General features: G+C 42.2%; 6 protein-coding genes and 2 tRNA genes. 6 read left to right on the plus strand and 2 right to left on the minus strand.

The window, feature by feature from the left end:
* The first annotated feature begins 512 nt into the window (after positions 1-512).
* The 5 genes from VE944_RS32900 (at position 513) to gorA (ending at position 4,865) form a co-directional block, all read left to right on the plus strand.
* Positions 513-627: transfer RNA gene (locus VE944_RS32900), tRNA-Arg, on the plus strand.
* Between the two features lie 68 nt (positions 628-695).
* Positions 696-821, plus strand: a tRNA-OTHER gene (locus VE944_RS32905).
* A gap of 37 nt (positions 822-858) precedes the next feature.
* A complete protein-coding gene (locus VE944_RS32910; RefSeq protein WP_324987627.1) occupies positions 859-2,460 on the plus strand; it encodes a TROVE domain-containing protein in 1,602 nt (533 codons plus the stop codon).
* Between the two features lie 296 nt (positions 2,461-2,756).
* A complete protein-coding gene (locus VE944_RS32915) occupies positions 2,757-3,092 on the plus strand; it encodes a hypothetical protein (RefSeq protein WP_324987629.1) in 336 nt (111 codons plus the stop codon).
* Positions 3,093-3,518: 426 nt separating this feature from the next.
* Positions 3,519-4,865, plus strand: a complete 1,347-nt coding sequence (gene gorA, locus VE944_RS32920) for a glutathione-disulfide reductase (protein WP_324987632.1) — start codon at positions 3,519-3,521, stop codon at positions 4,863-4,865.
* 190 nt (positions 4,866-5,055) lie between these two features.
* Here gorA and VE944_RS32925 read toward each other — a convergent pair whose 3' ends face one another.
* Together VE944_RS32925 and VE944_RS32930 are read right to left on the minus strand one after the other, a co-directional pair.
* Positions 5,056-6,660, minus strand: coding sequence for a 2-isopropylmalate synthase (locus tag VE944_RS32925; protein ID WP_324987635.1), 1,605 nt, complete (start codon positions 6,658-6,660; stop codon positions 5,056-5,058).
* A 95-nt stretch (positions 6,661-6,755) separates the two neighbouring features.
* Entirely contained in the window at positions 6,756-7,277 is a 522-nt protein-coding gene (locus tag VE944_RS32930) for a LabA-like NYN domain-containing protein (RefSeq protein WP_041565194.1), read from the minus strand.
* 737 nt (positions 7,278-8,014) lie between these two features.
* On the opposite strand from VE944_RS32930, the gene VE944_RS32935 reads away from it, so the two are divergent.
* Positions 8,015-10,372, plus strand: coding sequence for a CHASE2 domain-containing serine/threonine-protein kinase (locus VE944_RS32935; RefSeq protein ID WP_324987641.1), 2,358 nt, complete (start codon positions 8,015-8,017; stop codon positions 10,370-10,372).
* Positions 10,373-10,409 lie beyond the last annotated feature (37 nt).

The following is a 10,409-nucleotide window of genomic DNA, read 5'->3' on the forward strand; positions in this document are numbered from 1 at the left end:
TGTGGCAAATTTGCCGGCAAAACCTTTCCTTAGTGAGTGTTATAACCTTTTGAATCTGCAACTTATCTAAGATTGGTCTGCGATGCCTACGGCGGTAAACTACGCGCAAAAGTTTTTACTGGCGAAAACAAAAGGGTTTTGATGAGAGCGATCGCACTACATCTCAAATAATATCCCCTCGAAATTCTGGCCGACGGCTTGCTTATGCTGCTCAGACTTCTCATTCCAAAGCAGTAATTCTAAATTAGCTTGCAGACCCTTGACAACAGATAATACATATACTACATTAATAATACAAGTCAACTTTTATTAGGAAGTTAGCTTTCACCAGTAGCGGATAGCTGAAATAGCAGAGTGCCTACCTTGCACGGAAGGGCCGACGTATTGAGGGTTATCGTATAAAAACGAGCATTCGCGGGTTCAAATCCCGCCTCACTACACCAAAATCAATGCTGTTAGAAGTTTTAAATATTTAACTCCTAACTCCTAACTCTTAACTCCTAACTTTTCATGTGGCGGGTAGCTCAGAGGTAGAGCGCTAAACATCCTTATTCACCCCTTCGACGAATTAGGGTTATCGAATTGGGTTCGAGAGGTCGCGGGTTCAAATCCCGCTCCGCTACACCAAAATAATTTTAGATTTTAGATTGAATCTAAAATCCAAAATCTAAAATCTAAAATCCAAAATTTCTATGTGGCAGATAGCTCAGTTGGTAGAGCGCCGAAAAACATCCTTGTTCACACCTTGCCTGAAAAGGCCGACGAATTAGGTTTATCGCCTGTTAAGCCGGATGTCGCAGGTTCAAATCCTGCTCTGCCACCTTTCATTTTTGCCTGCAAAGGCCGGGAGATGAAACGATGAATTACAATTTTTTTACTAACAAGAAGACTACAACACCACAAAATCAACCTATCCCCGGTCGGGAAGCCGAAATGGTTCAGGGACGTTCCGGCGGCTGGATGTTTGATGCTGGCATTTGGAAGATGTTGCAGCGTTGTCTTTTGGTTGGCACAGCAAAAAGCACTTACTACGCTGGTAAACAGGAATTAACTGAAGATTTTGTGACAGTTGTAAGACTTGCTGTTGCTGAAAATCCCGGTCGTGTAGCGGAAGAAATTTTGTATGCTAGCGATGGACGCGCCATCAATAACAGTGCGCCTATATTAGCTTTGGTGTTGCTGTCGATGGGTGAAGCACCAGAAGCAAAACAGGCGTTTGGTGAAATCTTCCCGCAAGTTGTTCGCACTGGTAGTCACTTCTACGAATGGTTGAACTACACCAAATCTCTGCGGGGATTTGGCAAGGTGGTACGGGAAGCTGGTAAAACTTGGCTCTCAAGGGAAGATGTCAGGGGTTTAGCTTATCAACTGTTGAAATATCAACAGCGTCAAGGCTTTTCCCACCGAGATGCATTGCGGTTGTTCCATGTCAAACCGCCTACAGAAAATCACCGTCAACTATTTGAATGGGTAGTTAGAGGCTGGGAAGAATTGCCAGCAGACATTCCCTCAGAGGCATTGGCGCAGATTTGGTGGTATGAGTGGCTCAAGCGGAATCCTACCCAAACCCATGAAGCTATTTCCCAAGGACGCTTAACCCACGAAATGGCTGCACCAGTGGGCAAAATGGATAAACTTGCTTGGCAGCTGCTATTTCAGGAAATGCCAATAGGTGCAATGTTACGTAACTTGGGTTCTTTAACTGAACTGGGTGTATTACGAGCTGATGAAAACGCTAATTTGCAGCAAGTGGAAGCAGTCCTTAATCGCAGAGAACATCTGCGTAAAGGTCGCATCCATCCGATTGATGTTTTGAAAGCACTCAAAACTTATGAGTCTGGTGGAACATTAGGACGCAGTAAGAAAACTTGGAACCCAGTTCCTCGGATTGTGGACATTTTAGAAAAGGCGGTTGAACTGTCTTTTGATGTTGTGCAACCCACAGGTAAAGTGTTCATGCACGCCGTAGATGTTTCTGGTTCTATGGGTAGCTTGGTTGCAGATATGGGGCTAACTTGTTGTGAAATTGCCACCACAATGGCACTGGTGACAGCAAAAGCAGAGAAAAACTACATGATTCGTGGTTTTGCTACCGAATTCAGGGAATTAGGTATCACCGCCAAAGATAGTTTTAGTTCTGCGGTTCGCAAAGCTAGCAACCAAAACTTTGGTGGAACGGATGCATCTGTAGCTTACGACTGGATGATTAAAAATAACTTCAAAGCAGATGTTGTCTGCTTTTGGACTGACTCTGAAAGCTGGGCTGGGTATAAGCATCCTAGTCAAGCGTTGAAGAAGTACCGGAAAAAAGTAAATCCTGACGTTAAGGCGGTGTATGTCACCTTGACCCCTTACCAAATTACTTTGGTAGATCCTGAAGATTCGCTGTCTTGGGATTTGGCAGGGTTCGATCCGGGTACACCTCGGATCATCCAGATGCTGGCTACAGGTGAATTGTAGATATTGCTGAAGGGTAAAGGATGACAAACTTTGTCCTTCATACTTCATGGGGGGTTATCCTTGTTCGCAACTTGCCTTTCGGGGCCGAAGAATTTAAGGTTATCGGTTACGTCTCCACCATTGTGGGGATTAGCGGGTTCAATCCCCGCACCCGCCTTTGTTTGATTTTTATTAAAGTGTCGTTTGGTTAAGGTAAAGATGCCATCGCTGTTGATGGTGAAGGTCAGAATTCCTCACCAGCTGGATAAATCTTCAAGAAGAACGCTCAATCGCTTCGTTGGTTTGTTGAAGAAGCCGTGCCTAACTATAAAGAACTTTACGCCGGGAAAGTTGATTTAGTTGCTCGTTATCAAGGTATTCCGTATTTAATTGAATGGACTACAGCCGAAGAACCAAAACTGAGATTTGATAAGCTTTATGACAAACTTTTACAACTAGCCGCTTATGGTGGTGCAATAAATCGGTATTATAGCGATCGCCTCTTTAACTGCAAAATTAACCATGCTCTCATTGTCGTAGCCTTGCCAGGTGAAGAAGCAGAGATTTTTGAATTTGATCGTGCAAGGCTAATTCATGTCTGGCATCAATGGCTGAATCGGCTGAATTTTTTCTTCAGTGCAGTTGCTGCCTAAAAGTGCGATGTCTACGACGGGCTACGCCTACGTAAACATCTACCCCTTGTAGAATAGACAAAATGCTTCTTTGACAACATAATGTAATATAACTTAGTACGAATCGAGCGATGCCTACGACGGGCTGCGCCTACGCTGTTCCTTTTGGATGTAATTGCTATTAATGTGGCAATCTGCTAGATATCAGCCTGGTTTCATCCCCAATTGTCCACCCAAAGACAGTAGATTAAGTTTTGTGTGAATCACTATAAGGGACTTCCAAATAAAAAAATATACAACTATTTATTGTGGGGTGGGCATCTTGCCCGCCCATAGTCAAAGGCGGGCAAGATGCCCACCCCACAAGATTGGATAATTTATTTCTTGGAAGTCCCTAAGAGATGAAATAGCTCTGCTCTCCAAAAAGTCAAAAAGGAACAGATTTTTATGACATTTGATTACGATTTGTTTGTCATTGGTGCTGGGCCTGGGGGATTGGCAGCAGCTAAAAAAGCAGCTAGTTACGGTGTACGTGTCGCTGTTGCTGAACAAGAATCCGTCGGTGGGACTTGTGTAAATCGCGGCTGTGTTCCAAAAAAACTGATTGTCTACGCAGCCGACTTCGCCCTGCAAAATCAAATAGCGCACAATTATGGGTGGAGTGACTGTCAAACATACTTTGACTGGACATTATTTATTAAGTCAGTACATCAGCATATTGACACTATTAACCAGTCTTATTTTCAGCAATTGCAAAAAGCTGGAATTGAATTAATTTCTCAACATGCCACTTTCATCGATACCCATACTATCAATATTGATGGACGCAAAGTTACGGCAGACAAAATTTTAATTGCTGTGGGAGGGCAACCCCTCAAGCCCAAAATCCCAGGTATCGAATACGCTATCACATCCCGCGAGATGTTTCAGCTACCCTATCTGCCGAAACGTTTAGCAATTATTGGCGGCAGCTACATTGGCGTAGAATTTTCTAGCATGATGCACGCTTTCGGCTGCGAAGTGACGGTGATTGAAAGAGACGGGACGATTTTATCGGGGTTTGATGATGACATTTGCTCTGCTGTACAACAGGGTTTGACTAAACGCGGAATTAAGATATTCACCAACAGCACCGTTGCTAAAATCAAATATTCAGATGAGTGTTTGTTGTTAACTATTACTGGTGAAAATCAAAAGATAATTACAGCAGATACCATCTTAGTTGCCACAGGTTACGCTCCAAATACCAAGAATCTTGATTTAGAAAATGCCCATGTTGAACTTGGCGAACATGGTGCAATTAAAGTAGATGAATACAGCCGCAGTAGCCAAGAAAGTATTTTTGCTGTGGGTGATTGCACCAGCCGCGTGCAATTGACTCCAGTGGCTAAGGCAGAAGGTATTGCCTTTGCAGATACAGTTTTTGGCAACAAGGCGCAAAAATTAAATTATGATTATGTGCCCACTGCTGTTTTTTGCCGTCCAGAAGCGGCTAGTGTGGGAATGACAGAGGCAAAAGCACGGGAAAAATTTGGTGAATCTGTACAATGCTACCGCACCCAGTTCCAACCACTTTTGTATCGGCTAATCGAACAGGATGAGCCAACCATTATAAAGTTAGTGTTAAATGGTGATTCTGGGCAAGTTTTAGGCGCTCACATGGTGGGTGAACATGCAGCAGATATCATTCAAAGTCTGGGTGTGGCAATTCGCAAAGGCATCACTAAGGAAGATTTGGATGAAACTATAGGCATTCATCCCACGACAGGAGAAGAATTTTTGTCGTTAAATTAAAATTATATGCAGAACTGAGTGAAATCATGTCAGCTTGATTGCTTATTAAACTCGAAGAACCCCACCCCGTCCCTAAGAGCAGGCGAGGTGGGGTTCTTTACTCCTCGCCAAAGTCGGGAAGGAGTTTATTTAGCTGATCCTAAAAACAAGGTGCGGTGCTTGTATTATGGGCAGTTTGAGAGATACGATCTCAGACTTTTGCAGCAGATACTTCCTCTGGCTTTTCTTGCCTTTGCAACGCAGAATACAGCCTATTGAGGGCATTTACATAAGCTTGCGCTGATGCCACGATGATATCTGTGTTCGCTGCATGACCAGAAAAAACTTTAGATTCATAACGTAAACGAATCGTCACTTCTCCAAGGGCATCAATACCACCTGTTACTGACTGCACAGAAAACTCAATCAACTCGTTGGGGACATTTACTACACGGTTGATGGCTTTGTAAACTGCATCTACTGGCCCAGTACCGATCGCAGCATCGGTTAATTCTTCACCTTCTGGGGTACGCAGGGTAACGGTAGCGGTGGGGCGGGCGTTGCTACCACAGGAAACTTGCACCAACTCTACCCGGAACAAATCGGGTGCTTGTTGGATTTCATCATTAACGATCGCTTCCAAATCCCAATCAGAAATATCTTTCTTTTTGTCTGCTACTTCTTTGAATCTGACGAATGCTTTATTTAACTCAGTATCTGACAGTTCAAAGCCCAATTCTTTTAACCGGGTGCGGAAAGCATTTCTGCCTGAATGTTTGCCCAAAACTATTTGATTGTCTGTTAAGCCAATCAATTGAGCATCCATAATTTCGTAGGTGAGCTTATTTTTTAGCACACCATCTTGGTGAATTCCAGACTCATGGGCAAAGGCATTCGCCCCAACGATCGCTTTATTTGGTTGTACCAACATTCCCGTCAAATTGGAAACTAAGCGTGAGGTTTTGTAAATTTGCCGAGTGTCGATATTTGTTAGGGATTCTTGAGAATCTTCTGGTCTTCCCAAATAGGGATTAAAATATTGCCGCCGCACATGCAACGCCATCACTAATTCTTCTAATGATGCATTTCCGGCACGTTCGCCAATGCCATTGATGGTACATTCTAGTTGGCGTGCGCCATTTTTCACGGCTTCTAAGAAGTTAGCAACTGCCAAACCTAAATCATTATGACCGTGAACGGAAATAATCGCTTGGTCGATGTTAGGGACATTTTCGATAATCCCCTTAATGATTGCTCCAAACTCGCTAGGGGTTGTGTAACCTACAGTATCGGGAATGTTAACTGTTGTTGCACCAGCTGCGATCGCTCTCTCTAACACTTGGTAAAGAAATTCTGGATCGGAACGAGCCGCATCCATCGGCGAAAATTCTACATCTGTTACAAAGGACTTGGCATAAGCTACCATTTCTTCTGCGATCGCTAGCACTTCTGCCCGTGACTTCCGCAACTGATACTCTAAATGGATATCAGAAGTGGAAATAAATGTGTGAATTCTGGCGTTAACTGCTGGTTTTAATGCTTCTGCAGCTGCTTCAATATCTGCTTTAATCGCTCTTGCCAAACTGCAAATTACCGGGCCATTTTCTGTCCCGACAATTTTGGCTATCTTGCTGACTGCTTCAAAATCTCCAGGGCTAGCAAAGGCAAAGCCTGCTTCAATTATATCCACACCCAGACGCGCCAGTTGCTTGGCAATAACTAGCTTCTCGTCTATATTCAGAGTTGCTCCTGGACACTGCTCTCCATCTCGCAGTGTAGTATCAAAAATGATGATTCGGTCTGTTTTATTTGTCATTTGCGTTTTGTTGTTTAATTTTTACTTATGGATCAAAATATCTTCAAACTTAGTTTTTCTTTTACTCTTATTTTTGTAAATAATTGCTAAGACTACTAACCTTCTGTTTTTTCTATTTGATCTCTGATATCATTTAAATCTATATATCTGTCAGTAGCATTTCGTAGTTCTCTTGCGATCATTCCTTCTGTCGATACTACTGTAATATGTGTATTTTTTGAACGTAATAGTTCGATTGCTCTTTCAAAATCTCCATCGCCACTGAATAATACTACTCGGTCATACTGGTCTACTGTATTAAACATATCTACAACAATTTCAATATCTAAATTCGCTTTTTGCGAGTAACGACCAGAGGTATCATCATAATATTCTTTAAGAATTTTAGTTCTAACTGTATATCCTAGACTAATTAGAGCATCTCTAAAACCTCTCTGATCTTGTGGGTCTTTTAAGCCAGTGTACCAGAATGCATTAATTAATGTTGTTTCTGATTGTTCATGTTTGAAGTATTCTAAAACTCGCCGAGGGTCAAAAAACCAACCATTTTTTTGTTGAGCATAGAACATATTGTTTCCGTCTACAAAAATAGACAGACGATTCATTGGAGAACCCATACAAATTTACACCTAATAATATATATGAATTTAGATGGAACAATAGATTATAGCAATTTTCAAATGCCTTGTTTGCTAATATCTATAAACTAACTCTTCATCTGTAGCTTTTATCCTACCTCTTTCAAGGCATAAAAACGCCTGCAACATTGGAGTTGAGATACTGGGTGCTAAACCTTATTCACCTCCGGCACTGCAAGAGCCACCCTATGATCAAAATCTACCAATAAAATTGAACTAGTAACAGCATTCATAACTGTATAACACTAAAGTTTACTCCTAAAGAGGTATGGTATAGGCTTAGGGTAGGATATAACTTGATGCCTATCTATAGGTTTTGCTTACAGTATAAGGACACACTTTATGCGGAGTACCAATATTGCACCAAAGACAGAAGACGGACTTGGGACAGCTTCTGGTAAAACCCCAGTTAAGAGGGTACTTGTTGGTTAGGTTAGGGGAAAATCTCGCCGCAACCAAGTACAGAGACGAAGTATATCTGGCTATGATCTGTGAGACAATCACTCTTTTGTAACTTACTCAACAGAATAATAATTTAAGCAGTACCTGAGTGAGAATCTCTTGGGGGCTACCTTTGTCAATAAAAGTTTGTTGATGAATAGAAGATACTTTACAAATGTATAAGATTGTCATTTAAGTATTATTTCAATATGCTTGTACTAAAACGTGGTCTGAATAAATAAAAGTGTTGGACTTAAATCAATCAGTAACACGATATGGCAGAAGAACCTACATCTACCTTAACTAAAAACTATGTCTCTGCTGCCAATAGACACTCAAGTAAACCGACAAAGGTAACGTCAACAGCATCAGCTCGTCAGTCTAGGTGGATGGTTTTCTTAGGTCATCTCCTCGCTGGCGGTTGGGCAATGGGTGCAGCAGTGCTGAGTGCTTCTGGTGGAGAATTGGTTCAATTGATGGAAAATAAGGCGCTTTCTGCCTTTTTTCAAGTGCGTGGCCCAATTTTGCCTCCAGAAGACATCGTAATTTTAGCAATAGACGATCAGTCAATATCAGTTCCCGCACAGTACTATAAAACAAATCCGAAACGATATGCCTACTTAGAAACACTGAAATCTTATCCTTATAAACGGGCTGCTTATGCTCAGATAATCACAAAGTTAATCAAAGCAGGTGTCCGTTCTGTAGCGGTAGATGTCGTTTTTGACACGCCAAGTAGTTATGGAGCTACTGACGATCGCCAACTCCAGGCAGTATTGCAAAAATATGGCAGCAAAGTTACCTTAGCAGCCGTCTACGAAAATTCCCAGACGCACCAAGGGTCTTTTATGCAACTGATTGACCCACAACAAATGTTTCGTATAGGGTCAGTGTCCATTGGCTCAGTTAATTTCCCCTTGGAGACAGATGGTAAAGTTCATCGATTGGCGAGTGAGTTTTCTAAGTTGTTAGCTCAAGATAATTTGATTGAGAAGCTACCCTCTTTTGATGAAGCAGCAATCAGGGCCGCACAAGTAAATTATCCCCGACCAAAGGGCGATCGCATTCATTTTTGGGGACCTGCGGGTACATTTGAGCAAATACCCTTTTGGCATGTACTCGACCCGGAAAACTGGAACACCTATTTGCAGCAAGGAAAGGTTTTCAAAGACAAGATAGTGCTGATTGGTGCAACAGATAAGTTACACAATGATTATTATCCAGTCGCTGCTAGCAACAGCGCTAAACCCATGTCGGGCGTGGAAATTCACGCCAATGCGATCGCAACTTTGATGTCAGGTAAAGCGATCGCCCCAGCAATTAACAGTCTACCGTTACGAGGTTTGTTTGTGCTAATTATAGTTGGCAGTACAGCCTTGATGATTAGCAGACGCAAGCTTAGTATAAATAGATTTTTCTATAGCCTTGCCCTGTCTGCTACTTGGGCAGGAATTAGTTATGGGTTATTTGTTCATGGTCATTTAATTCCCACTACTGTACCAATGATTGCGATCGCTATGATTGGATTTTCCTACTTAGGAACCTCATTAGTCAGAGAAAGCATCAAAAAACGCCAATTAGTAGATATTTTTCAGAAGTATAAAACTTCCGCCGTTGTCCAAGAGATTATCAGCCAACAAGATGACTTACAAGACCTAATCCAGCAACGAGATTTAGCCTTATCAGGAAAAGTCCTGGCTAGACGCTACAGAATTGTCAAAGTTCTCGGTTCCGGTGGATTTAGTGAAACCTACATTGCCGAAGATACCCAACGTCCTGGAAATCCGCAATGTGTTGTCAAACAACTAAAACCAGCCAACAGCAAACCAGAAGCCTTGCAACTTGCCAGACGTTTATTTAACTCAGAGGCGCAAACACTCGAAAAATTAGGAACGCACCCTCAAATTCCGCAACTTTTGGCGTATTTTGAAGAAGATGAAGAATTTTATTTAGTACAAGAACAGATCATTGGTCATCCTTTAAATCAAGAATTGCCATCAGGCAGAGCAATTGAGGAAATTGCAGTGATCAGAATTGTTAGGGACTTATTGCAAACATTAACATTTGTCCATAAAAACAATGTGATTCACCGGGATATTAAACCCAGCAATATCATCCGCCGCCATTCAGACGGTAAACTTATCTTGATTGACTTTGGGGCTGTCAAAGAAGTTAGTACAAAACAGCTTGATCATCAAGAGCAAACCCCCTTCACCATTGGCATTGGTACTCAGGGTTATGCACCAAGCGAGCAATGTTTTGGGCGTCCACACTACAGTAGTGATATCTATGCAGTCGGCATGGTTGGAATTAAAGCCCTGACTGGTATAGCGCCCCGTGAGCTACCTAGAGATGCTGATGGAGAGATAAAATGGAGCGATACCTACGGCGGTAAACTACGCACCCAGGTGAGTCACTCCTTCGCTAAGATTCTCAGTAAAATGGTGCTGGATGACTTCAAACAGCGATATCAGTCTGCATCAGAGGCTCTTGAGGATCTTAAAGCTTTTGACGATGTTTTAAATTTCCAAAGCATATACCCCATGCTACAGAATGACTCATTAATGAATACTTTAGATGACTTAGGCGCTCCTACAAAATCTTGCTCAGAAGCATCCTCAGAAACTACTTGATATGATGTTCGCCAAATTACCCATAATCAAAGAACCC

This window comes from Nostoc sp., assembly GCF_035638895.1.
Classification (GTDB): domain Bacteria; phylum Cyanobacteriota; class Cyanobacteriia; order Cyanobacteriales; family Nostocaceae; genus Nostoc.

What these genes read in the sequence shown, in the direction of transcription:
- VE944_RS32910 (WP_324987627.1), top strand. Translation starts at nt 859, where the DNA reads ATGAATTACAATTTTTTTACTAACAAGAAGACTACAACACCACAAAAT.
- gorA (WP_324987632.1), top strand. Translation starts at nt 3,519, where the DNA reads ATGACATTTGATTACGATTTGTTTGTCATTGGTGCTGGGCCTGGGGGA.
- VE944_RS32925 (WP_324987635.1), bottom strand. Translation starts at nt 6,660, where the DNA reads ATGACAAATAAAACAGACCGAATCATCATTTTTGATACTACACTGCGA.
- VE944_RS32930 (WP_041565194.1), bottom strand. Translation starts at nt 7,277, where the DNA reads ATGGGTTCTCCAATGAATCGTCTGTCTATTTTTGTAGACGGAAACAAT.
- VE944_RS32935 (WP_324987641.1), top strand. Translation starts at nt 8,015, where the DNA reads ATGGCAGAAGAACCTACATCTACCTTAACTAAAAACTATGTCTCTGCT.